Origin of the sequence: Gymnodinialimonas mytili, assembly GCF_037544085.1 — a bacterium.
Lineage (GTDB): Bacteria > Pseudomonadota > Alphaproteobacteria > Rhodobacterales > Rhodobacteraceae > Gymnodinialimonas > Gymnodinialimonas mytili.
The window spans coordinates 317,597-338,835 of the sequence record NZ_JBBIFW010000002.1; the positions used below are offsets into that span (position 1 = coordinate 317,597).

General features: G+C 60.1%; 25 protein-coding genes and 1 tRNA gene. 16 read left to right on the forward strand and 10 right to left on the reverse strand.

What is annotated here, in order from left to right:
* Window positions 1-147: 147 nt before the first annotated feature.
* Together uvrB and V8J82_RS11075 are read right to left on the reverse strand one after the other, a co-directional pair.
* The gene (gene uvrB, locus V8J82_RS11070; RefSeq protein ID WP_339975239.1) at window positions 148-2,343 is read right to left on the reverse strand and encodes an excinuclease ABC subunit UvrB; all 2,196 of its coding nucleotides are present in this window, start codon (window positions 2,341-2,343) and stop codon (window positions 148-150) included.
* A 364-nt stretch (window positions 2,344-2,707) separates the two neighbouring features.
* Entirely contained in the window at window positions 2,708-3,973 is a 1,266-nt protein-coding gene (locus V8J82_RS11075; RefSeq protein WP_339975241.1) for a hypothetical protein, read from the reverse strand.
* 188 nt (window positions 3,974-4,161) lie between these two features.
* Between V8J82_RS11075 and V8J82_RS11080 the strand changes: the two genes are divergently transcribed.
* The 10 genes from V8J82_RS11080 to V8J82_RS11125 all read left to right on the forward strand — a co-directional run bounded on the left by V8J82_RS11080 (window position 4,162) and on the right by V8J82_RS11125 (window position 9,675).
* Complete coding sequence (locus V8J82_RS11080; RefSeq protein ID WP_339975243.1) at window positions 4,162-4,473, forward strand: ETC complex I subunit; 312 nt, start codon at window positions 4,162-4,164, stop codon at window positions 4,471-4,473.
* Window positions 4,461-4,937: a GNAT family N-acetyltransferase gene (locus tag V8J82_RS11085; protein ID WP_339975245.1), complete on the forward strand. Its 477-nt coding sequence runs from the start codon at window positions 4,461-4,463 to the stop codon at window positions 4,935-4,937. Before V8J82_RS11080 ends, V8J82_RS11085 begins: the two co-directional genes overlap by 13 nt.
* Window positions 4,938-5,066: 129 nt before the next feature.
* A tRNA-Arg gene (locus V8J82_RS11090) sits at window positions 5,067-5,143 on the forward strand.
* A gap of 225 nt (window positions 5,144-5,368) precedes the next feature.
* Window positions 5,369-5,656 carry an integration host factor subunit beta gene (gene ihfB / locus V8J82_RS11095; protein ID WP_339975247.1) on the forward strand — a complete coding sequence of 96 codons (288 nt, stop codon included), beginning with the start codon at window positions 5,369-5,371 and terminating at the stop codon, window positions 5,654-5,656.
* 42 nt (window positions 5,657-5,698) lie between these two features.
* Window positions 5,699-6,067 (forward strand): lipopolysaccharide assembly protein LapA domain-containing protein, encoded by a 369-nt coding sequence (locus V8J82_RS11100; protein ID WP_339975249.1) that lies wholly within the window; start codon window positions 5,699-5,701, stop codon window positions 6,065-6,067.
* Window positions 6,068-6,083: 16 nt separating this feature from the next.
* Complete coding sequence (locus V8J82_RS11105; RefSeq protein WP_339975251.1) at window positions 6,084-6,734, forward strand: phosphoribosylanthranilate isomerase; 651 nt, start codon at window positions 6,084-6,086, stop codon at window positions 6,732-6,734.
* Window positions 6,735-6,822: 88 nt separating this feature from the next.
* Window positions 6,823-8,052 carry a tryptophan synthase subunit beta gene (gene trpB, locus V8J82_RS11110; RefSeq protein WP_339975253.1) on the forward strand — a complete coding sequence of 410 codons (1,230 nt, stop codon included), beginning with the start codon at window positions 6,823-6,825 and terminating at the stop codon, window positions 8,050-8,052.
* 174 nt (window positions 8,053-8,226) lie between these two features.
* Complete coding sequence (locus V8J82_RS11115) at window positions 8,227-8,658, forward strand: hypothetical protein (RefSeq protein ID WP_339975255.1); 432 nt, start codon at window positions 8,227-8,229, stop codon at window positions 8,656-8,658.
* An 87-nt stretch (window positions 8,659-8,745) separates the two neighbouring features.
* Window positions 8,746-9,153, forward strand: a complete 408-nt coding sequence (locus tag V8J82_RS11120) for a hypothetical protein (RefSeq protein ID WP_339975257.1) — start codon at window positions 8,746-8,748, stop codon at window positions 9,151-9,153.
* A 24-nt stretch (window positions 9,154-9,177) separates the two neighbouring features.
* Complete coding sequence (locus tag V8J82_RS11125) at window positions 9,178-9,675, forward strand: helix-turn-helix transcriptional regulator (protein WP_339975259.1); 498 nt, start codon at window positions 9,178-9,180, stop codon at window positions 9,673-9,675.
* 85 nt (window positions 9,676-9,760) lie between these two features.
* Here the strand turns inward: V8J82_RS11125 and V8J82_RS11130 are convergent, their stop codons facing one another.
* The 3 genes from V8J82_RS11130 to pth are packed head-to-tail and all read right to left on the reverse strand — an operon-like array spanning window position 9,761 to window position 11,943.
* The gene (locus V8J82_RS11130) at window positions 9,761-10,147 is read right to left on the reverse strand and encodes a DUF2237 family protein (protein ID WP_339975261.1); all 387 of its coding nucleotides are present in this window, start codon (window positions 10,145-10,147) and stop codon (window positions 9,761-9,763) included.
* Window positions 10,148-10,186: 39 nt separating this feature from the next.
* On the reverse strand, window positions 10,187-11,263 hold the full coding sequence (locus tag V8J82_RS11135) for a DUF2332 domain-containing protein (protein WP_339975262.1): 1,077 nt from the start codon (window positions 11,261-11,263) through the stop codon (window positions 10,187-10,189).
* Window positions 11,260-11,943, reverse strand: a complete 684-nt coding sequence (gene pth, locus V8J82_RS11140) for an aminoacyl-tRNA hydrolase (RefSeq protein ID WP_339975264.1) — start codon at window positions 11,941-11,943, stop codon at window positions 11,260-11,262. The genes V8J82_RS11135 and pth overlap by 4 nt, the downstream gene beginning before the upstream one ends.
* Before the next feature lie 114 nt (window positions 11,944-12,057).
* Between pth and V8J82_RS11145 the strand changes: the two genes are divergently transcribed.
* Complete coding sequence (locus tag V8J82_RS11145) at window positions 12,058-13,080, forward strand: alcohol dehydrogenase catalytic domain-containing protein (RefSeq protein WP_339975266.1); 1,023 nt, start codon at window positions 12,058-12,060, stop codon at window positions 13,078-13,080.
* Here V8J82_RS11145 and V8J82_RS11150 read toward each other — a convergent pair.
* Complete coding sequence (locus V8J82_RS11150; protein ID WP_339975268.1) at window positions 13,077-13,547, reverse strand: DUF1203 domain-containing protein; 471 nt, start codon at window positions 13,545-13,547, stop codon at window positions 13,077-13,079. The genes V8J82_RS11145 and V8J82_RS11150 overlap by 4 nt on opposite strands.
* Window positions 13,548-13,681: 134 nt before the next feature.
* Window positions 13,682-14,326: a 50S ribosomal protein L25/general stress protein Ctc gene (locus tag V8J82_RS11155; RefSeq protein WP_339975270.1), complete on the reverse strand. Its 645-nt coding sequence runs from the start codon at window positions 14,324-14,326 to the stop codon at window positions 13,682-13,684.
* Between the two features lie 160 nt (window positions 14,327-14,486).
* Here V8J82_RS11155 and V8J82_RS11160 point away from each other — a divergent pair, with 160 nt between their 5' ends.
* Window positions 14,487-15,617: an MFS transporter gene (locus V8J82_RS11160; RefSeq protein WP_339975272.1), complete on the forward strand. Its 1,131-nt coding sequence runs from the start codon at window positions 14,487-14,489 to the stop codon at window positions 15,615-15,617.
* A 4-nt stretch (window positions 15,618-15,621) separates the two neighbouring features.
* Here the strand turns inward: V8J82_RS11160 and V8J82_RS11165 are convergent, their stop codons facing one another.
* Together V8J82_RS11165 and V8J82_RS11170 are read right to left on the reverse strand one after the other, a co-directional pair.
* Window positions 15,622-16,785, reverse strand: coding sequence for an alpha-hydroxy acid oxidase (locus V8J82_RS11165; RefSeq protein ID WP_339975274.1), 1,164 nt, complete (start codon window positions 16,783-16,785; stop codon window positions 15,622-15,624).
* A 352-nt stretch (window positions 16,786-17,137) separates the two neighbouring features.
* Complete coding sequence (locus tag V8J82_RS11170) at window positions 17,138-17,755, reverse strand: TetR/AcrR family transcriptional regulator (RefSeq protein WP_339975276.1); 618 nt, start codon at window positions 17,753-17,755, stop codon at window positions 17,138-17,140.
* A 70-nt stretch (window positions 17,756-17,825) separates the two neighbouring features.
* Here V8J82_RS11170 and V8J82_RS11175 point away from each other — a divergent pair, with 70 nt between their 5' ends.
* The 4 genes from V8J82_RS11175 (at window position 17,826) to V8J82_RS11190 (ending at window position 19,839) form a co-directional block, all read left to right on the forward strand.
* A complete protein-coding gene (locus V8J82_RS11175) occupies window positions 17,826-18,362 on the forward strand; it encodes a peroxiredoxin-like family protein (RefSeq protein WP_339975278.1) in 537 nt (178 codons plus the stop codon).
* A 12-nt stretch (window positions 18,363-18,374) separates the two neighbouring features.
* A complete protein-coding gene (locus V8J82_RS11180) occupies window positions 18,375-18,770 on the forward strand; it encodes a nuclear transport factor 2 family protein (protein WP_339975280.1) in 396 nt (131 codons plus the stop codon).
* A 145-nt stretch (window positions 18,771-18,915) separates the two neighbouring features.
* A complete protein-coding gene (locus V8J82_RS11185; protein ID WP_339976030.1) occupies window positions 18,916-19,278 on the forward strand; it encodes a YybH family protein in 363 nt (120 codons plus the stop codon).
* A 36-nt stretch (window positions 19,279-19,314) separates the two neighbouring features.
* The gene (locus V8J82_RS11190) at window positions 19,315-19,839 is read left to right on the forward strand and encodes a cytochrome b (protein WP_339975282.1); all 525 of its coding nucleotides are present in this window, start codon (window positions 19,315-19,317) and stop codon (window positions 19,837-19,839) included.
* 90 nt (window positions 19,840-19,929) lie between these two features.
* Here the strand turns inward: V8J82_RS11190 and V8J82_RS11195 are convergent, their stop codons facing one another.
* Entirely contained in the window at window positions 19,930-21,228 is a 1,299-nt protein-coding gene (locus V8J82_RS11195; RefSeq protein WP_339975284.1) for a PepSY-associated TM helix domain-containing protein, read from the reverse strand.
* Window positions 21,229-21,239 lie beyond the last annotated feature (11 nt).

Genomic DNA, 21,239 nt, shown 5'->3' on the forward strand with positions numbered 1-21,239 from the left:
AATGAAAACAGCGCAAGTGCGCGCCGAATGACGTCGGGCTAGGAGATTCTTCTTAAAATAACAATAAAAATGCTGGCAGGAATCGCATTTCCGTAACGGCAGAGGGCGCGTAGCCACGCCTATGATCAGGGGCGCGGCGCAGGCGTTCTAGCGCTTGCGCCGCTTGACGTTCCCACCCCTTTGGCCGGGCCGTCCAGCGGTGCTGCGGCCACTGGCCTTTTGGGCGTCATCCACGGCCTGCTCGACCGCTGTTTGGCGCGCCAAGGGGTCGTCGGCCACGGCGAGTTCCACGGTTTCCAGGCGTTTGACTTCGTCGCGTAATCTGGCGGCTTCCTCGAATTCCAGATTCTCGGCGGCTTTGCGCATCTGGTCGCGCAGCCCGTCGAGATGGGCTTGCAAGTTGGCACCGACGAGCGGTTTGTCCACCTTCGCGGTGACGCGGGACTGATCCGTGTCGCCTTTGTAGAGCCCCGCCAAGATATCCTCGACATTCTTGCGCACCGTCGCAGGAGTAATCCCATTTTCCTCGTTATAGGCGATCTGTTTGGCGCGGCGGCGATCGGTTTCCCGCATGGCGCGCTCCATCGACCCGGTAATCCGGTCGGCATACATGATCACGCGGCCATCGGCGTTGCGCGCAGCGCGCCCGATGGTCTGGATGAGCGAGGTTTCGGAGCGCAGGAAGCCCTCCTTATCCGCATCGAGGATCGCCACCAGCCCACATTCGGGGATGTCCAAACCTTCGCGCAGCAGGTTGATCCCAATGAGCACATCGAAGGCACCGAGGCGCAGGTCGCGCAAGATCTCGATCCGTTCGATCGTGTCGATGTCCGAATGCATGTAGCGCACGCGGATGCCCTGTTCATGCATGTATTCGGTCAGATCCTCTGCCATGCGTTTGGTGAGCGTGGTGCAGAGCGTGCGATATCCGTCGGCCGCGACCTTGCGCACCTCGTCCAGCAGATCGTCCACCTGCATCTCGACCGGGCGGATCTCCACCTGCGGGTCCAGAAGGCCGGTTGGGCGGATCACCTGTTCGGTGAAGACGCCGCCCGCCTGATCCAATTCCCAAGCCGCTGGGGTCGCGGAGACGAAGACAGATTGCGGACGCATCGCATCCCATTCCTCGAACTTCAGGGGGCGGTTGTCCATACAGGACGGCAGCCGAAAACCGTGCTCGGCCAGGGTGAACTTGCGGCGATAGTCGCCCCGGTACATGCCGCCGATCTGCGGCACTGAGACGTGGCTTTCATCGGCGAACACGATCGCATTGTCGGGGATGTATTCGAACAGGGTCGGGGGCGGCTCACCCGGCGCGCGGCCTGTCAGATAGCGGGAGTAGTTTTCGATGCCATTGCACACACCCGTGGCTTCTAACATCTCCAAATCGAAATTTGTGCGCTGTTCAAGGCGTTGGGCTTCCAAAAGCTTACCTTCATCCACAAGCTGCTTCAGCCGTGTGGATAACTCGGATTTGATACCTTTCATCGCCTGCTGCATCGTGGGGCGGGGCGTCACGTAGTGGGAATTGGCATAGACGCGGATCTTTTCGAACGTATCCGTTTTCTCGCCGGTCAGCGGGTCGAATTCGGTGATGCCCTCCAACTCCTCGCCGAAGAAGCTGAGCTTCCAAGCGCGGTCTTCCAGGTGGGCGGGCCAGATCTCTAGGCTGTCACCCCGCACGCGAAACGCGCCGCGCTGGAACGCCTGATCGTTGCGGCGATATTGCTGGGCCACCAGATCGGCGATTACCTGACGCTGATCGTATTCCTTGCCGGCGAACAGATCTTGGGTCATGGCGCCATAGGTCTCGACCGAACCGATACCGTAGATGCAGGACACCGACGCCACGATCACCACATCGTCGCGCTCCAATAGGGCGCGGGTGGCCGAATGGCGCATCCGGTCGATCTGTTCGTTGATCTGGCTCTCTTTCTCTATGTACGTGTCCGAGCGCGGCACATAGGCCTCGGGCTGGTAGTAATCGTAATAGCTGACGAAATACTCGACCGCGTTTTCCGGAAAGAAGCCCTTGAACTCGCCGTAAAGCTGCGCGGCCAGCGTCTTGTTGGGCGCAAGGATGATCGCCGGGCGCTGGGTTTCCTCTATGATCTTGGCCATGGTGAAGGTCTTGCCGGTGCCGGTCGCGCCCAGAAGCACCTGATCCTGCTCGCCATCCATCACACCGGCACTGAGTTCCTTGATCGCAGTGGGCTGGTCACCGGCCGGTTCGAATTCCGAATGCATCACAAAGCGTTTGCCGCCTTCCATCTTGAGGTGGGCGCGCAATGCATCAACGGCGCGGCCGGTATCGGGCATTTGTTCGGGCGAATTGTTGTGCATGGGCGGCAGACCTTCCGTTCGGGTGCATAGAATGGGGCCTTCGCCAGGCTCTGCAAGGGGCAAGCCTGTCAGCAGGTGACAGCATTGTGTCAGGAGAGGTCCGGCAGATCTTAATCAAAAGGTCATAAAAGTCGTCAAAACGTTAATAAAATAAAGGGTTTTTTGCGGAGTATTCCTTTGATTTGCCGATGCAAGGATCCTAACTTAGCGAGGCAAGCAGCAGAAGCGGTTGCCGGCCTTTGGCCGTACCCACCCACCCCTCGCTCCACCGGCCAGGGCTGGCAACCACCTTCCCCATCCGATCCGCCCGGCCACGCCGTAGGCGGTTTTTTTCGTTCCCGATACGCAGTGAAGATCGACGGAGCTATGGGCGGCCCAGCTGCGCCATGAGCGCGTGCGCGCGGGTCTTCAGATCGCTCGCAGACAGGGTCATGCGCGCGGTGGTCTCCATCGGCAAATGCCGCAGCGCGAAGCTGACAAGCTGGCGGGGGTTGTCGACCTTGGCAAGGATCAGGGCGTGATATGATGCTTCCCCTGCCAGGACCTCTCGCAAGGCGCCGTCCTTCAGCGACCGCAAGACAGCCGCGCGGAAATCGGCGACATCGATATCCGTGGGAAGCGTATTGTCAGGTTCGATCAATTCGACCTTAGCCAGCAACAAGGGATGAGAGTGATCGCCCAGTGGCGGTGGCGTCTTGCCGAAGATCCAGGTTTTCTTCAGGGGAATGCTTTGTCCGTCATGGAGTCGCCCAACGATCTGGGTAAGACGGGCAGGGGCCAGGGCATGCAATCTATAGCTCTGGGGCTCCTTGGGGCTCCCGCCGCTGCCATCTAACCGGCAGACCTGACCGATCGCGCCGACCTCAAGCGTCGCGGCCATGAAGTATGGCCGTTTGAACGCGTCCCAAATATCGGCATCGGGCGAAATGGCCATCGCCAGATCGCTTTCGCCTTTCGAGGTGAAATGCCCGCCGCTGGGCAGAACGGCGGCACACTGACCCGCCGCCATCGGTTTGGAGAAATCCACCGGCTTCTTCTTGAACAGTGGAAATGGGCGCTCCGCGTATTCGAAGGTCTCAGGCGGGCTGTCATCAGCGGGTTCGCTGCGCAGACAGATCAGATCCGGGGGGCGCCGAGCCATCTTGGGCGCAGGGCGATCGCCCGCCGGGGCAAAGGCCACGACGTAATTGGCAAATTTCTCCGAGGCCTCCGCCTCCGGCAAATCGGAAGCCGTCCATTCGATGGCAGTGACGGTGACGTGCCAATCCCCTTTGGCAAGATCGATCCAAAGCGGGGAATCCTCTGCGAGGCTCGGTGCCGACCCGCCTGGCAGTTGGTAGTCCCCGTCAACCAAAACGCGCCCCGGACTGTGCAACGGAAAGGTCCAAGAGGCACCCGCAAGCGGCTGTTCATCCGCTGTCAGATCACCGGTCGTCAGGCGTAGAGCATATCCTCCGTCACTGCGTGTGCACCAAGCCACCAAACGCCCTGCGGCGCTTTCCGATTGCCAGGCCTCCGGCTCGCCGTACCAGCCGGTGGGCCAGTCTTTGGTGTGGGCGAGGGTTTCGGGATTGTAGATCAGGAAATGCGCGCCGTCCGTCCCCAGGCCGAGTTTGCGGTCAAAGCTCATACAATATCTCTCATTAAGACCCGTTCTCAAACGATGCGTGGCGTGGGCAGGGCGGTCAATCTGTCGATCAAACTGGATAGCTAATCGGCACCTTGGCGCCGCGTGGCGCCGGACCCCCGCGACAGCATCACCGATTGCGAACGCGCGCAAATAGGCCCATAAGATTGCGAACGATCTGAGAGGGCTCCATGCGCGCGCGAATCTACAAGCCAGCCAAAACTGCCATGTCCTCCGGCACGGCAAAGACCAAGCAATGGGTGTTGGAGTTCATGCCGACCGCAGCGCGTGGCATCGACCCGCTGATGGGTTGGACGTCGTCTTCGGACATGAACAGTCAGGTGCGCCTCTATTTCGACGATCTGGAAGCGGCGCAGGATTATGCGAAGGATCGTGGGATCGAGGCGGTTGTCACCAAGGCCAAAACACGCAAACCCAATATTCGCCCCGGCGGCTACGGCGACAATTTCGCGACCGACCGCAAGGGCGCGTGGACCCATTGAGCGCGCTGCGCCTCAGCCCGGCTGACCCGGCGTCGCCCGAGATCGCGTCGCTGATCGAGACCCATCACCAAACCGGTCGGCTCTATTATGCCGTCGAGGATTGCCATTCGCTTGATACCTCTGCCGTGGCCGAAACCGGCGTCACGATGTATGCCGCGTGGTTGGACGGTCAGGCCGTCGCCATCGCTGGGTTGAAGGATCTGGGCGATGGGCAAGTCGAGCTGAAATCGATGCACACGAATGAGGTCGCCCGGGGCCGCGGGGTGGCAACGGCACTTTTGGATCACGTGATGCAAGCGGCTCGCGATGCGGGATGTCACACGATCCTGTTAGAGGCCGGTCGCTCCGACACATATGCGGCGCCTGCCCGGGCACTTTACGCGCGTCACGGATTTTCCGAATGCCCGCCCTTTGGAGATTATGTCGCCCGACCCGCCAGCATTTTCATGTCTCGTCGGCTTTAGAAGGCCGGGCTGCGCAGGCGGTGTACGGATTGTGTACACGCATTTGACCGATGCCGAGAGGAGATCTTAGGGCCTGTCCAAACCAGTGATGGACGCTTCCGCACGCACCCGCTAAACCCACCCCCGTGCGGGCCCATAGCTCAACTGGATAGAGCAGCCGACTTCTAATCGGCAGGTTGAGGGTTCGAGTCCTTCTGGGCCCGCCAGACGAGACACTGCCAAACAACGAGAGTGGTGCGAATCGGCGGGCAATTTCGCCAACGTCTCACCTGTGAGGGTCTGGACAATTCCCCATCTCACCGGAAATCCCGCTTTGAAACAGGCATTTGGCGCCGCCTATGGTCGAATTATGTCGGCTTTTGAGTGTTCACTCGGGTGTGATCCGCTTATAGTGCCCGAACGTGTGTACCGCTACGCCCAGGGGATGATCCATGATACGCTCCGAGCTGATCCAGAAGCTTTCCGACGAAAACCCACACCTGTATCAGCGCGACGTCGAGCGCATCGTGAATTCGATTTTCGAGGAAATCATTGATGCGCTGGCAACGGGAAACCGGGTCGAGCTGCGCGGTTTCGGCGCGTTTTCCGTCAAGAAGCGCGACGCGCGCGTCGGGCGCAATCCGCGCACCGGCGAAAGCGTGTCCGTTGATGAAAAGCATGTCCCTTTCTTCAAGGCGGGGAAGCTGCTACGCGATAGGTTAAATGGTCACGACAGCTAGACGGCCTCGCTCCGAAGGGCGTTCGCGGCCGGAAGGAGTATCATGAAAATTCTTCGCCTCATTAAGATCGCGTTTCTTGTGGTATTTGGGCTCGCCCTGGTTGTGGTTGGCCTGGCCAATATGGACACCGTGACAGTGCAGCTTTTGCCCGGCGGTCTGGCGGAAGCGGTTGGCATCACCAACGCCGTAAACCTGCCGCTGGTTGTGGTGATCGTCACCTCGATCATCCTGGGTATCGTGGTGGGCTATGTGGTGGAATGGCTGCGAGAGCATCGCCACCGAAAAGAGGCCAAAGTGCAGCGGCGCGAGGCCACGCGGCTGAGCAAAGAGGTTGCCGCTATGAAAGGCGCGAATCGTCAGGAAAAAGACGACGTGCTGGCGTTGATCGAAGACACCGAGGGTGCGCGCTGACACGCGCGACGACCGAATGACTGACATCGCAATCAAATTCTGCGGCCTCAGCCGTGCCGAAGACGTGGCCGCCGCTGCCCAAGCGGGCGCGCGCTATGTGGGTTTTGTGTTCTTCGCGAAATCTCCGCGCAACGTCACTCTGGCACAGGCGCGCGATCTCGCGCTGTTGGTGCCGGCGGGGATCGCCAAGGTGGCGCTGACGGTGAATGCCGATAATGCGACGCTGGATGAGATCACCGAACAGGTGCCGTTGGATATGCTGCAGCTCCATGGCAGCGAGCCCCCCGAGCGCGTGGCCGAGATCCGCGCGCGCTACGGTCTGCCCGTTATGAAGGTGGTCGGCGTCGCCGATGCAAAGGATCTGCCCGCCATTGATGTCTATTCCGAGGTGGCCGATCAGTTGATGATCGATGCCAAGCCGCCGAAGGATGGCACCTTGCCGGGGGGTAATGGCCTGTCGTTCGATTGGACGCTGTTGGCCGGGCGCAAATACTGGACCAAGCCCTGGATGCTGGCCGGTGGCCTCACCGCCGGAAATGTGGCCGAGGCCGTCAAACGCACGGGCGCGCGGCAGGTGGATCTGAGTAGCGGCGTAGAAAGTGACCCGGGTGTCAAAGATCCTGCCTTGATGGCAGGCTTCGGACGCGCCGTCGCGGCAATTGAATGATGATGCGATCGCATTTGTCGCATGCCTTGCGTCCGTCATGCATTACATGGAATGACAGCCAACAAAAGAAGTGTGCGAGGGGACCATTATGCCAGACGATATCCTGAATTCCTTCATGACCGGTCCAGATGAACAGGGCCGATTTGGTGATTTCGGCGGTCGCTTCGTATCCGAAACCTTGATGCCGCTGATCCTGGAACTGGAGCGGCAATACGAGTTTGCGAAAACGGACCAGAGCTTCTGGGACGAAATGCACCATTTGTGGACCCATTATGTGGGCCGTCCCTCACCCTTGTATTTTGCGGAGCGGCTGACTGAGCGCTTCGGCGGTGCGAAGATCTACATGAAGCGGGATGAGCTGAACCATACCGGCGCCCACAAGATCAACAATGTGCTGGGCCAGATCATTCTGGCACGCCGTATGGGCAAGACCCGCATCATCGCTGAAACCGGTGCCGGGCAACACGGCGTGGCCACGGCGACGGTCTGCGCGAAATTCGGCCTGAAATGCGTGGTCTATATGGGCGCCACGGATGTGGAGCGTCAGGCCCCCAACGTGTTCCGGATGAAGCTGCTGGGCGCTGAGGTTGTGCCTGTGACTTCCGGGCGCGGCACCCTGAAAGATGCCATGAACGACGCATTACGTGACTGGGTGACCAATGTGCGGGACACGTTCTATTGCATCGGCACGGTCGCTGGGCCGCACCCGTATCCTGCGATGGTGCGTGATTTCCAGCAGATCATCGGCAAAGAGGCCAGAGAGCAGATGATGGCCGCCGAGGGCCGTTTGCCCGATACGATCATCGCGGCGATTGGCGGCGGGTCCAACGCGATGGGGCTGTTCTACCCCTTCCTGGACGACAATGATGTTGCGATCATCGGGGTCGAGGCCGGGGGCCATGGCGTGAACGAGAAGATGGAGCATTGTGCCAGCCTGACTGGCGGGCGCCCTGGCGTGCTGCACGGCAACCGTACCTATCTTCTGCAAGATGATGACGGCCAGATCCTGGAAGGCCATTCGATCTCGGCCGGGCTCGACTACCCCGGCATTGGCCCGGAACATGCCTGGCTGCATGATATCGGGCGGGCCGAATATGTCTCGATCACCGACAAAGAAGCGCTTGAGGCATTCCAGCTGTGCTGCGAGGCGGAGGGCATCATCCCGGCGCTGGAGCCGTCCCACGCTCTGGCCCATGTGGCAAAAATTGCAAGTGATTTGCCCCAGGATCATATCATCTGCATGAATATGTGCGGGCGCGGGGACAAGGATATCTTCACCGTGGCGCGTGCGCTCGGTTGGGACATGTCCGAGGCGTAATCACCGTTTGAGGGGCAGAAAAAGGTGCCTAGACCGATGGTTTAGGCGCCTTTTCCATGGGTTTACGGCCCCCTGTCTAAACTCAACGCCAATTTCGACGAAACGCTGGGCAGGTCAGCTTTGCCCCCAGGCCGTGCCACGGGGGCGCCGCCAGCTATACGGAAACCTACTCCCATGACTAAGACGTTCAAATTGCTTGCCACCTCTGCTGCCTTTGCCTTGATCGCGGGGGCTGCGCAGCCTCAATCCATTTCACAAAACGTGATCGATACGATTGTCGACCAACTGTCTGGCGAAGGGTTCGGGCGCATCGAAATCGATGTCGAAAGAGATGAGATCGATGTCGATGCCTACGGAAATGGCCGCGAAGGCTTTTATACGTTCTCGCTCGGCGGTCAATTGCTGGCGGGGGAAATCATCGAAGGTGATTCTGACGATGATGACTATGATGATGACGACGACGATGGCTATCATGATTGGGATGACGATCGGGATGATGACGACGACGATGATGATGATGATGATGACGATGACGATGATAGCGACGATGACGACAGCGACGACGATGATGATGATGAAAATGACGGTGACGATGACGACGATTGACGCTTGGCCCCGCGGTCGATCCTGTGACCATCACCAGACAGCCCTTGCCCACTTAGTCGGGTGACGGCGGATGTGAGGATTGACCGAATGAAATCTACCCGTAGGCGTATTCTTCTGACCGGCCTGTCAATGTTTGTTGCCGGGCCGGTCGTCGCCCAGACGGCACAACAAATTACCGATAGAATTTCCGCGCAAATCCGTGGACAGGGTTTTGAGATCACCCGTATGCAGCGCACGCTGCTAGGGCGCGTCCGCATCACTGCGCGCCGTGGCTCGCAAGTGCGCGAAGTGGTATTTGATCCGCGCAATGGCGCGATTTTGCGCGATTTTACCTCTGGGCCCGCACAGGGTATCGGTTCAGGTGAGGGATCGCGGACGCAAGGCGGCGGCGGAGGCGGTGCACCCGGTGGAGGAGGCGGTGGCACTGACGATGATGACGACGATGATGATGGCGACGACGGTGACGATGACGACGGGGATGACGATGACGACTAAGCCTCGTCTTATCCCGAGCGCATCATGACCCGTCTGTCCTGGCCTCTTGCACTGGTCTTCGTGGTGCAATTGTTTTGCGCGTTTTTCTTTGTGGCCGAAATCCTGCTGGCTGTTTTCGGAGTGCCGTTGGCCCCGATCCCATGGCTTTATCATGAATTGATCGAAATCGGTGCCGCCATCGGATTGATGCTGGGGGTTGTCATTGGAGCCTTGTTCTGGCGCGCGGCCTTGCGCCGGACGCGCATCGTCGAAGCCGCCCTGCGTGCCGCGTCGGGCGCGTTTATGGACTTGGTGAATGAACGGTTCGATGAATGGGGCCTGACCCCCGCCGAACGGGATGTGGCGCTTTTTGCGCTCAAAGGATTCTCTCTTGCTGAGATTGCCGATTTGCGTGAAACGTCACCCGGTACGGTCAAGGCACAAACCAATGCGATTTACAGAAAAGCGGGTGTGAGTGGTCGCCCGCAATTGCTGAGCCTTTTTGTAGAAGATCTGATGGCCGAGGCTCCCGTGGCCTCTTAGTCACGACTGCGGTGTCGAGCACCAGATGAGTGAGCGGCACACCCGGGCGTGTCTGACCAAAGTGCAGCGCATCCCGCTGTGATGACTAGCTTGGAGCAGAGATGGCGTGCGCTTCGAGCAGTTCCATCGGGATCACCTCAAGCGCGCGTTTGTGCGTGGCCATTAGGTTTACGGGTGGCGCTGCGCCTTCCTCGGCGGCCTGCAACCATCGGCTGGCGCAGACGCACCATCCATCGCCGGGATTTAGGCCGCTAAACCCATATTCCGGCCGCGGCGTCGACAGATCGTTGCCGACATATTTGGAGAACGCCAGAAACTCTGCCGTCACGGTGCAGCAAACCGTGTGTGAGCCGCGATCTTCGGCGCAGGTCTCGCACGCACCGTCGCGGAAGAAGCCGGTCAGGGGTTCGGTTGAGCACGGCTCAAGAGCCTCACCGAATACGTTGAGCGAAGGGGCCTTCTTGAAGCCCATGGTCTGTTACCTCCGGTATATTGATATGGTGGAGGTCGTTCACCCAAGAGTTAACGGAAACACGGGCTCCGGAAAAGCTTCATCTCGCCACTCGATCCAGACCCCATGGAAACTTACCCGCGCCAACAGGCGCTGAACGGGCGCGTCACCCGCCCACAATGTGGCGGTCAATCCGGCACCGGGTTGGTCATCATCGGCTTCCATGGCGAGATGGAGAAGGGGCGCTTGGGGCGAGGCGCTTGCCCCGGCTGCATTCAGGCTTTCGGCAATGCTGTCCTTCGTTGCCTTCGGAAAGTACTGCGCAGCGATTGTGGTATAGACCACATGGAGCCCCTCCCAGGCCGCGTCGAGCCGGTTGGCAAGCCAGGGGGCCGCATCCCCAGCGTCGGGTCGCGTTTCGGCAAGATCGATGGCAGCGCGCGTTCGCGTCATGCGATCCTGTTGATCCGGCCAGATATAGGATAGCAGACGCAATTGATCTTGCGGATCGTGCGGGTTTGGCGGGGTGAGATCTACGCCCGCCCGATCTGTCACATTGATTGGCTGTGGCGTCGGGATCGGTCCGGTCCAGTCGGGCGCAAGACGGACAGGGCTTTCAATTGCACCATGGAGGCCGCGCCCAATCGAGAGCGCGAAGTGGTCCATGGCGAGGTTTAGCCCTGCACTGGCCCCAAGTTCGGACAGGGTCACGGGCATGTTGCCGGTCTGCCCCAGGCCCCACCAGATACCCGGGATTACGGCGCCCGCACGACGCACTTCATTGGTTTGCGGCGGCCGGTCGAGCCATTGCAGGATCCGCTCTTCGTGCCGGGAAAGTGCGCGCAAGATTGCCTGCCAAAGTGCATCGTCCGAGACGTTATTGGGTGGATAGGCCGCGATCAGGCCGCTATCAGTGCCGTCCAACACCAAGGCATGCAGTGCACCGGCCAGGCGGAGTGGCACCGATTGGCCGGCGGCACTAACGTCACCTTCCCAGGCGAGGCACCGTGCCCCAACCTCGGTGCTGTCATCCAACCGAGCGCCAAACAGCGGCATCAGCCTGGCCATGAAGGGCGACCCGAGTTGATCGGTGACTTTGCCCTGTCGCTCAAACGCAGCACGCAAACGATCACTCATCGGAACTTATCCACCAGCTTTTGCAGCGCGCTGCGGTCGTCGCTTTTCGCTTCGGTTGGCGTGTCTTGCGATTTGGCCGGTTCCGCCTTCGGTTTGGTATTCGACGAACGGGGCGGTGCCACGCGCAGCGCCACGGCGTTCAGAAATTTCCCGCTGTCACCCTGGGCCAAATGCGCAGCGCCATCCGATAGGCCTCGCAGCAGGTCATCCAGCCAGACCTGATCGGCCTTGGCAAAATCGCTCAGCACATAGCTTGGGACGCGGTCTTTGTGGCCCGGATGTCCTACGCCCAAGCGTACCCGCGCATAATCCGGCCCGATATGCTGGTGGATCGATCGCAACCCGTTATGGCCTGCATGCCCTCCACCGGTTTTCACGCGGAGCTTCGCGGGGGCAAGGTCAATCTCGTCATGCCAGACCGTCACATCGGCGGGACTCAGCTTGTAGAAGCGCATCGCCTCGCCGACCGACTGGCCCGATAAGTTCATGAAGGTCTCGGGGCGCAGCAACAGGACCTTGTCATCGCCGAGCTTGCCTTCGGATAAGGCGCCTTGGAACTTTGACCGCCACGGTGCAAATCCATGATCTGCCGCGATCTGTTCCAGCGCCATCCACCCGATGTTGTGGCGATTCTTGGCATATTTCGCACCGGGATTTCCCAGCCCGACCCAAAGCTGCATTGTTCTTTGTCCGCGATTGTTCCGCGTCCCGGTGATAGGCGTCACGTGGCCGTTTGCCAAGGCACCGGCGAGCATGGCAGGTTTCGGGCATCGTCACGGGAAAGGCTAGCAAACATGTCTGATCTTCCAAAATCAATGCGCGCATTGGTCCTGACCGGGCCTGGCAAAACGCTGGAGGTGCAAGAGATGCCTCTGCCCAAGCCAGGACCCGGGCAAGTGCTGGTGCAGGTCGCAGCCTCGCCGATCAACCCGTCGGATTTGGCGATGCTGCGCGGGGAATACGGCTTGCGCTGGCCCTATCCGTTGGTGCCGGGGCTGGAGGGGTCGGGACAGGTCGTGGCCGATGGCGGGGGCATGTTGGCACGGTTCATGCGCGGCAAGCGGGTGTCGCTTGCGGCGGAGGGGCAGGGGCTGTGGGCGGAATATGCGGCGGTCTCAGCGAAACGGGTGGTTCCGTTGCTTGCCGGGACACCGCTGGGCATTGCGGCCTGTAGTTTCGTCAACCCGCTGACCGCCATCGCTTTGGTTGGCGAGGTGCGCCGGGCGGGCCAATGGGCCGCGGTATCGACCGCTTCGGGTGGCGCTTTGGGCGGCATGATCCGGCGGCGCGCTAAGGAAAAGGGTGTGAAACTCATCAACATCGTGCGGAAGGCTGAGCAGGTGGAGACGTTGCGGGCTGAAGGCGCGCGCTATGTGCTCGACGAAACCGCGGCTGATTTTGACGCGGACCTGGCCGCCTTATGCAAAGAGTTGCGGTGCCGGATGGCGTTTGATGCCGTTGGCGGTCAGATGACCTATCGCCTGGCCGAGGCGCTGCGCAGCGAGAGTGATATCTTGGTCTATGGTGGACTTGCGGGGAAAGCGGCGGCGCTGAACCCGGGTACGTTGATCTTCAAACAGGCGCGGGTGCGGGGCTTCTGGCTGTCGAAATGGCTTAGCCGCAAAACCGCACCTGAGATGATCTGGTTGACGCGGCAAGTGGCGCAAGGTCTTCAGGGCGGTTTTGCAGAAACCCGGATCGCGCAGGTTGTTCCACTCGATGAGGCGTCCGCGGCGCCCGCCGCCTATGAGCAGGCGATGAGCGCCGGAAAAACCCTGATCGCGCCGGGTTCGTTCGATTTGGGCGTCGCCACCTAGCCAGAGCGCTCAATCAGGCCGTGATAGCAGCCCTCGGCGGCGTTGTGGGCGTGGATGTAGCGGATGTCCGGGTCGCGCAACATTTCGCGGATCACCGGATCGGCCTCGGCCCCTGGGACCACTTTTGCGCTGACGATCATATCGTTCTGATCAAATCCGCGCAGTGATAGCAGGCGTCGGGTCATAACCTCAGGCACTTTGTCGAACGCCTCACCGGTTTCAGAGGCACCCTCACGGACGTAGATCGCATGGCTGGCGTGGTAGGGGGAGGTCGTGGATTGATGCGTGTAGTTCAGCAGTAACAACACCTCGCCAGGTTCGGCATCGCGTAAGCCGATCCGGTCCGGATAGCTGTTTGGCGCATCGGCGACCACGCGTTTGGTCCGGTGTTGCGCCAGCTCGTCATCGGGAAGGCCGAACAAATGGGTGAAACTGGCGGCGGGCAGGCCGCGGACGATGTAGGTCATAACAGGATCTCCGTACTGTATTGGAATGCCCTTTATCCTGCCCATCGCGCGGTATCCCGCGACCCGGAAGCTGCGCAAAGAAAAGCGCCGCCCGCGATGCGGACGGCGCCTTTTGTCTGTGATCGCTAAGGGGCCTATTCCTCGGCGGGGGCCTCTTCAGCGGTTTCTTCCGCCGCGTCCTCAGCCGCTTCGTTCTCGGCGCTCACCAGGCCGGACGGCGCGGTGATATTGGCGATCACGAAGTCGCGGTCGATCGTCGCTTTGGCGCCAGAGGGCAGATCAACCGAACTGATCGTGACGGTGTCGCCGATTTCCAGCCCGTCCAGATTGATGGTGATCTGCTCGGGGATATCACCGGCGGTCACGCGCAGTTCAACCTCGGGGCGCACCATGGTCAGGACGCCACCCTTTTTGATGCCGGGGCAGGTTTCTTCGCCAACGACCTCAACGGGGATGAACAGGCTCACCTTCGAAGTGCGGCGCAGGCGCATGAAATCGACATGCGTGGGCAGGTCTTTGACGACATCACGCTGCACGTTGCGACAGATCACGCGAACGTCTTCCTGGCCGTCGACCTTCATATTGAACAATGTCGACAGGAAGCGACCGTTCTTGAGGCTTTTCAGCAGGACGTTAAAGGGGATCTGGATCGGTAGTGGGTCCGCCCCACCACCATAAACGATACCGGGCACTTTGCCTTCACGGCGTGCTTGACGAGCGGCCCCCTTGCCTGTCCCCGTCCGTGCCTCGGCGATAAGATCAGGAATCTCACCGGCCATAGCTAATTCTCCTAGATGTGCGCCGCCTCCAAGGGTGTCGGCGCGTGAACGATTCCCGCGGACACTCTCTGCACCGCGGAAGTCGCGCGTATAGGCGAGCGCGGCGCGTTTGAAAAGACCCCTCTTGCGGGCGGCGTGGCTTCGTGTAGCGCTCGGCGCCATGAGTATCTTACCCGCCCTCTCCATCTCTCGCCGCCCGGTCCTTGGCTTTATGGCTATGGGGGTGCTTTGGGGCAGCTTCGCGGCGCAAGTCCCGGTGTTGAAAGAGCATATCGGCGCCGATGATGCGCTGTTCGGTCTGGTGCTGTTGGGCAGCCCCTTGGGCCTGATTGCGACTATGTGGCTGGCACCGGTTCTTGACCGCCGGTTACGAGACCTGTCGCTGCCGCTTTCGGCTGCAGCCTTGGCGATGGCCTATCTGATCCCAGGGATCGCTTCGAGCGCGCTTTGGTTTTTCTTGGCAATGCTTGGCCTTGGCCTGACCTCGGGTGTTCTGGATATCGTTTCGAATGCCCGTGTGTCCGAGCTTGAGGCGAGCACGGGACGGCCCTTGATGAACGCTAATCACGGCATGTTTTCGGTCGCCTATGCGATCAGCGCTATCGCGACGGGCTTCGCACGCGAGGCTGGGGTGCCGCCATTGCCTATATTCGCGTTCCTCTCTGCCCTGGTGATTGTGGCGGCCTTCTTCATGCGGATGGCCGTGACCCATGTGGATGAGGAAGAGCATCGCAGCGTCCATTTGCCCGCGGCAGTGGTGTGGCTGTGTGGTGGGATCGTCCTGACTGCCTTTTTCGTCGAAGCGGTCGTCGAGTCGTGGTCGGCCTTGCATATCGAGCGCACGCTTGGCGGAAATGCGGCGGAGGGTGCATTTGCGCCTGCGATCCTGGGGATCACCATGGCCGTTGGGCGTTTGTCGGGGCAGGCGTTGGCGGGGCGAGTGACCGATCGCAGTATCATCGCCTGGGGCAGCGGGATCGCGTTTGTCGGCGCGGCCATCGCCGCCATAGCGTCGCTGCCATCGGTGGCCTATCTGGGTTTTGGCCTTATGGGATTGGGCGTCTCCGTGGTGGGGCCCTTGGCTTTGGCGTTGGTTGGGCGATTGGTCCCTCGGGCGCACCGGGCCACGGCGGTGGCCCGGGTGAATGTGATCGGCTTTGCGGCATTCATTCTGGCCCCCCTGATCATGGGCCAGGTTTCTGATGCGTTTGGATTGCGGGTGGCCTTCGGTGTTGTAGCCGTTTTGGCACTGGCCTCTCCGTTCATGGTTGCCGCTTTGGAGCGTCGCTAGCCCGCTACACCCACTCGTCCTCAAATCCTTTTGGCAACAGCAGGTTATGGCGTCCCAAATCGGCCACGTTGCGTTCGCCGCACAGCGCCATGGAGGTGTCGAGCTCCTTATGGATGACCTGCAACGCCTCGGTCACGCCCTGCTGGCCGCGTGCGCCCAGCCCGTACACGAAGGCGCGTCCGATCATCGTGCCCTTGGCGCCCAGAGCCAGTGCCTTCAAAACGTCCTGGCCTGAGCGGATGCCGCTATCGAGATGCACTTCGATCTTATCGCCCACCGCATCCATGATCCGCGGCAACATTCGGATTGAGCTGAGCGCGCCATCCAGCTGACGCCCACCATGGTTGGACACGACAATCGCATCAGCCCCCACGTTCAGCGCCTGCTTCGCATCTTCTTCGTCCAGGATGCCTTTCAGGATGACGGGGCCGTCCCACCAGGACCGGAATTCCTTGATCCGGTCCCAATTCAGACTGGGATCGAAGGCCTCAGCGGTCCAGGAACTAAGCGAGCCGGGGTCGGTGACGCCGGCGGCATGTCCAACGATGTTACCGAAGAAGCGCCGCTTTGTGCCCAGCATTTCCAGGCCCCAGGGCACTTTCGTCGCCAGGTTGGCGATGGAGGCGGCGGTCAGTTTCGGCGGAGCGGAAAGACCGTTTTTGATATCCTTGTGCCGTTGCCCCATGATTTGCAGATCGACGGTGATCACCAGAGCCGAGCATTTGGCATCTTTCGCGCGGGCAAACAGGCGCTTCATGAACTCATCGTCTTTCAACGTGTAAACTTGGAACCAGAAGGGCTTTTGTGTGTGCGCGGCGACATCCTCGATGGAACAGATCGACATCGTGCTCAGCGTGAAGGGGACGCCGAACCGCTCTGCCGCGCGGGCTGCTTTGATCTCGCCATCGGCGGCTTGCATCCCGGTCAGCCCAACAGGTGCCAGCGCGACCGGCATCGAAACGTCCTGGCCCACCATTTGCGCCGCGGTCGAGCGGCCCGCCATATCCCGCGCGATGCGTTGACGTAGGCGTATAAGGCTGAAATCGCTGGTATTTTCATGGAAGGTCTGTTGCGTCCAGCTACCAGTTTCCGCGTAATCATAGAACATCTTTGGCACGCGCCGTTTGTACAGGCGCTTGAGATCCGCGATTTCGGTGATGGGGGGCATTGGCATGTCCTTCTGGCTGGTCAGATTTTTTTACCAATACTTAGCTGGGCTGTCCATGCGGTGGTTTGATGACTTTGCCAGTTACAGCGAGCCGGGTCAGCGCGCGGTGGTTTGTACCCGGACGCAACAGAAGGTCGGGCCGTGGCACATATGAATCCTGCGCAACAAAGCCAACTGAACAATCGCCGAAGTAGAGCCCGGATCAGCGCCAAAGGCGGCAAAACCGGGACTCGGGTTTGATACTTGGTAAAGATGCGTCTTCGCTACTCTCAATCGCACGGTTGGGATGCGGTATGGCTGAGAGAAGCAGTCGCGGGTGGTGGCGCGGCGCCTCGGATTTGCACCTTATCGGCTAGGGGTTGTCTGTGTGCACGACGGCAGCAACACCCTGGTCTATATTGGCAGCTAAATTCGAGGCGCCAAATCCGGCGCGGGCCCGAAGGACCAGACCTTGACGAAGATCGAACAGCATCCGAGCCCGTGCCTCTGACGGGAAGTCCTTGGGTAGGGTGCCCCTTGCCTTTTCCAGGTCGAAGCGCGCGGCGATGCGGACATCCGTCGTTTCAATCGCCTCCCGCAACAAGGTGTCGGCGCCCTCGACATGGCCCGCGCTTGTTGCCACGCACGATGCCAGGAAGCACCCCCGCGCGCCACTTTCATGATCCGTTGAATATTCAATGGCCTCTTCAAAAAAGGCGCGGACGGCCTTGGCAATGTCAGGTTCGGTTTCCAGCGCGACGAGGGGCGCACAGCCGTCATCCTGGGCGTAGCGGGCGATCGCCTCAAGATAGAGGCCATGCTTATCGCCAAATTCGGCATAGAGGCTGGGGCTGTTGATCCCCATCGCCTCAGTCAGAAGCTTCATCGACGCGCCTTCATAGCCATGGGTCCAGAACACGCCAACCGCGTTAAGCAGCGCCTGATCGCGGTCAAACTTTTTTGGGCGGCCAACTTTTTTTGTGACGTTCATTACAAAATCCTTGACGGGCTTTCTTGTAGGTGTTTTATAACGCTCAATGCAAAATCACAAGGAGACAAACATGACCTCGGAAAAACTCTCTGCTGGCGCTGCATTTCCAGCTATCGAACTGCCGGTGCTAAGTGGTGGTACTGCCACGTTGGGCAAGCCCCAGGACGGGCGGGATTGGCAGATGGTGGTTGTCTATCGCGGCAAGCATTGCCCGCTTTGCACCAAGTATCTGTCGGAACTCGCCGGCCTGCTGCCGGAATTCCATGGGCTGGGCGTCGATGTGATCGCGGTCTCTGCCGATACCGAGCGGAAAGCACGGGATCACATGGCAGAGGTCGGCCCGACCTTTCCGGTGGCATATGGGCTTAGCCTCGCTGATATGCATCGCCTGGGCCTCTATGTGTCCAAGCCACGCTCACCCCAGGAAACCGATCAGCCCTTCGCGGAACCTGGCCTGTTTGTGGTCAATGCCGATGGCGCTGTTCAGATAGTCGATATCTCGAATGCGCCGTTTGCCCGGCCCGATCTGAAAACGATGATTGGTGGGCTGACCTTCATTCGCAATCCCGAAAACAACTACCCCATTCGCGGCACACTAGCCGCCTGAAAGGAGAAAGACATGGCACTGGATACCAATCCTGAGATCGAGGTCCGTCAGGCCATCGACGAGTTGATCCAAACCGCGACGTCCTACGATGTCGCCGTGTTGGATCGGATTTATCACGATGACCTGCAGGTTGTGATGATCGACACGGCGCACAATCTGAATACGGCTGACAAGGCCACGTTTAAGGGGCTGTTCGCGTCCAAGCGTGATGCCGGTGATCCGCCGATGAATACCTGGGCGAAGTATCACAGTATCGATGTGGCGGGCGACAAAGCGCACGTTCTTTTGTCGCGCAAGAATGATCTGAGCGGCGTGAACATGGATTTGACACTCAGCATCGATCTTATCCATCACGATGGGCGTTGGCAGGTGCTGCGTGAAGTGATCTTCCTGCGCCCCGAAGCCTAGGCCTCCCCACTAAACCTCTGAAATTTCTTAACTTACACTGAAAGGACAAGACGATGCGCTTGTTTTCCTTGGCCTCGGCTATTGCCTTGGCGACTGCCCTGACCCCCCCCCGACATTTGCTGCCGATGAGGCCGTTGAGCAGGATCTGACGGCCTATAACGACCGGTTTAATGAGATCGTGGCAACCTATGATCTCGAGGCGTTTCTGGCGCTGTATGTCGATGAGCCGCTGTGGATCGCGCCTGGCGAGCGGCCCGTTGCGGGCTTGGATGTGCCCGCCGGGACATTTGGCTTCATCATCGAGAATGCGGGCGCTTTTTCACACAGCTTCGAGCACTTCTTCGTCTCGGATGACGGAAGCCAGGCCGTGATGATCGGGGATTACGATCTGGACGTCGAGCAGGCCGGTGTCGCGGCGACGGGCACCTACCTGTTCGTGATGGAGCGCCATGGCGAGGATGAATGGCGCATCGTCGCTGACATGTTCAACCAACACGAAGTCGAATGATCGACGCCGTTCGTGGCGATCCAGGAGGATATCCCGATGACCACTTATGATGTGTTATCGCGGCTAAACCATTGGATATTGGCTGTGCTGATTGTCGCCATGCTGGGCTTCGGTTTCTACCTCGCCTATGGCGGCGTGCCGGTGCCCGAGAAGCTGTCGATGATTGCGACCCACAAAGCGGTTGGCGTTGTGGTGATGGTCTTGGCGGTGTGGCGGATTGGCTATCGTCTGGTCCAAGGGTTTGCGTTGCCTGTCGGGACGATGCCGCCTTGGCAGGCGCGCGCCTCGCATCTTAGCCACGTGGTCTTACTGGTCAGTTTGGCGCTGATGCCGATTTCGGGCCTGATCATGGGCATGTTCTCGGGCATTCCAACCGATGTCTTCGGGATTGTGACGATTCCCGCATTTGAGCGTGTGGATGCGATCAGCGCCGCAGCTCGGATGGCCCATAAATACATCGCCTATCTGTTCGCCGCGACACTGGCTGTGCATATCGCAGCCGCGTTGAAGCACCATTTGATTGACAAAGATAGCACCCTGATCCGGATGGTGCGGGGATAAGCAACTCCGAAAGAACCGTTAAAAATTGTTAATAAGTTCCCAAGATCCAGCCCTTGGACGGCCGGATCTTTTCTTGAAGTCCTGGCTATCTCACGCGGTTTGGAACCAGCCGAGACGCCGAAAGACAAGCCGGTCAAGCGCCAAGACCACCAACAGGGATCCGCCCATCAGCGGGAACAGCATCATCAGTGCAATGGCCACCATGAATATGCCAGTTCCAAGTCGCGCTTCGGGGGCTTTCGGGACACCGAGTGACCCTGCGGGGCGGCGCATCCACCAGGCGACAAAGCCCGAGATCGATAGGATCACGCCCAGCAGTGCCGCGAGAGTGTTTTGCGCAACGTTTAGCCAGCCATAGGCCTCGCCCTGATGAAAGCTGATGCCCCAGGAAACCGCGCGGGCCACCGGCGGATTGTCGGCAAAATCAACGCGCGCCAGCAGGGCGCCCGAATAGCGGTCAATCACCAATTCGGTCTGGTCAGAGCGATGGGGCGAGGCAGAGCGGATCCAGAATGCGTCGCCATCGCGTCGTGGCGGTCGCATCTCAAGCGGGTAGGTCAAGCCCTCGGCCTCGGCAATGGCGACGATTTCGGCATAGGCGATGGTCTGTCCGTCCGACGCGGTGGAGGAGGGGGCATCGCCGCTGAAGCGCAGGCTGCGGCTGTCCTGTCCCGTGGCCTGCTGCACCTGGGATAGCCCGCCGCCCCAAACATCGGTCCAGGGCAGGCCGGTGATCAGGATCGGCACGATCAACACTGTCGCCAGAAACCCCGTGAATAGGTGTGTTTCGCGCCACCAGGATCGCTCCCGCAGAGAGCCGCGGGGCAAGGCGACTGCGTCTGTCAGCTGCCGCGCGCCCCGGGGCCACCACAGGATTACACCGGTCACGAACATCACGATGGCCCAGTGAGCGGCCAGTTCCACGAATTTCGTGCCGACATCGCCAAGCAGCAATTCTCCGTGAAGATTTCGCAGAATTTCCATGGCCATGTCGTCGCGCGCGACGCTGGCGAGAACTTCCCCTACATAGGGATCGATCCAGGCAATCGAACGGACGCCGTCCGCATCATCGTGCTCTATCATCGTAGAACTGGTCCCGTCGCCGCTCAGGGTGATGCCCCGGATACGGGTCGCTTCGAGTAGTGCGATCTGTTGTTCTAGCGCGATCATCTGAGCGCCCGCAGGCGCTGTGACGTGGACGCGATCCGCGTAGAGCCATGCTTCGATCTGCGGTTTGTAGAGGTAAAGGCCGCCCGTGATGCTGAGGAAAGCCAGAAAGGGAAGCACGTAGAGGCTGGCTAGGAAATGCCATTTCCATACGAGCCGATAAAGCACGCTGCCGCGCGCCGATGGGCGGGGCGTTGGCCCCGGCAGAGATAGTTCTGTCATGTTTTCTGTCC

What these genes read in the sequence shown, in the direction of transcription:
- uvrB (WP_339975239.1), bottom strand. Translation starts at nt 2,343, where the DNA reads ATGCACAACAATTCGCCCGAACAAATGCCCGATACCGGCCGCGCCGTT.
- V8J82_RS11075 (WP_339975241.1), bottom strand. Translation starts at nt 3,973, where the DNA reads ATGAGCTTTGACCGCAAACTCGGCCTGGGGACGGACGGCGCGCATTTC.
- V8J82_RS11080 (WP_339975243.1), top strand. Translation starts at nt 4,162, where the DNA reads ATGCGCGCGCGAATCTACAAGCCAGCCAAAACTGCCATGTCCTCCGGC.
- ihfB (WP_339975247.1), top strand. Translation starts at nt 5,369, where the DNA reads ATGATACGCTCCGAGCTGATCCAGAAGCTTTCCGACGAAAACCCACAC.
- V8J82_RS11100 (WP_339975249.1), top strand. Translation starts at nt 5,699, where the DNA reads ATGAAAATTCTTCGCCTCATTAAGATCGCGTTTCTTGTGGTATTTGGG.
- V8J82_RS11105 (WP_339975251.1), top strand. Translation starts at nt 6,084, where the DNA reads ATGACTGACATCGCAATCAAATTCTGCGGCCTCAGCCGTGCCGAAGAC.
- trpB (WP_339975253.1), top strand. Translation starts at nt 6,823, where the DNA reads ATGCCAGACGATATCCTGAATTCCTTCATGACCGGTCCAGATGAACAG.
- V8J82_RS11115 (WP_339975255.1), top strand. Translation starts at nt 8,227, where the DNA reads ATGACTAAGACGTTCAAATTGCTTGCCACCTCTGCTGCCTTTGCCTTG.
- V8J82_RS11120 (WP_339975257.1), top strand. Translation starts at nt 8,746, where the DNA reads ATGAAATCTACCCGTAGGCGTATTCTTCTGACCGGCCTGTCAATGTTT.
- V8J82_RS11125 (WP_339975259.1), top strand. Translation starts at nt 9,178, where the DNA reads ATGACCCGTCTGTCCTGGCCTCTTGCACTGGTCTTCGTGGTGCAATTG.
- V8J82_RS11130 (WP_339975261.1), bottom strand. Translation starts at nt 10,147, where the DNA reads ATGGGCTTCAAGAAGGCCCCTTCGCTCAACGTATTCGGTGAGGCTCTT.
- V8J82_RS11135 (WP_339975262.1), bottom strand. Translation starts at nt 11,263, where the DNA reads ATGAGTGATCGTTTGCGTGCTGCGTTTGAGCGACAGGGCAAAGTCACC.
- pth (WP_339975264.1), bottom strand. Translation starts at nt 11,943, where the DNA reads ATGCAGCTTTGGGTCGGGCTGGGAAATCCCGGTGCGAAATATGCCAAG.
- V8J82_RS11145 (WP_339975266.1), top strand. Translation starts at nt 12,058, where the DNA reads ATGTCTGATCTTCCAAAATCAATGCGCGCATTGGTCCTGACCGGGCCT.
- V8J82_RS11150 (WP_339975268.1), bottom strand. Translation starts at nt 13,547, where the DNA reads ATGACCTACATCGTCCGCGGCCTGCCCGCCGCCAGTTTCACCCATTTG.
- V8J82_RS11155 (WP_339975270.1), bottom strand. Translation starts at nt 14,326, where the DNA reads ATGGCCGGTGAGATTCCTGATCTTATCGCCGAGGCACGGACGGGGACA.
- V8J82_RS11160 (WP_339975272.1), top strand. Translation starts at nt 14,487, where the DNA reads ATGAGTATCTTACCCGCCCTCTCCATCTCTCGCCGCCCGGTCCTTGGC.
- V8J82_RS11165 (WP_339975274.1), bottom strand. Translation starts at nt 16,785, where the DNA reads ATGCCCCCCATCACCGAAATCGCGGATCTCAAGCGCCTGTACAAACGG.
- V8J82_RS11170 (WP_339975276.1), bottom strand. Translation starts at nt 17,755, where the DNA reads ATGAACGTCACAAAAAAAGTTGGCCGCCCAAAAAAGTTTGACCGCGAT.
- V8J82_RS11175 (WP_339975278.1), top strand. Translation starts at nt 17,826, where the DNA reads ATGACCTCGGAAAAACTCTCTGCTGGCGCTGCATTTCCAGCTATCGAA.
- V8J82_RS11180 (WP_339975280.1), top strand. Translation starts at nt 18,375, where the DNA reads ATGGCACTGGATACCAATCCTGAGATCGAGGTCCGTCAGGCCATCGAC.
- V8J82_RS11190 (WP_339975282.1), top strand. Translation starts at nt 19,315, where the DNA reads ATGACCACTTATGATGTGTTATCGCGGCTAAACCATTGGATATTGGCT.
- V8J82_RS11195 (WP_339975284.1), bottom strand. Translation starts at nt 21,228, where the DNA reads ATGACAGAACTATCTCTGCCGGGGCCAACGCCCCGCCCATCGGCGCGC.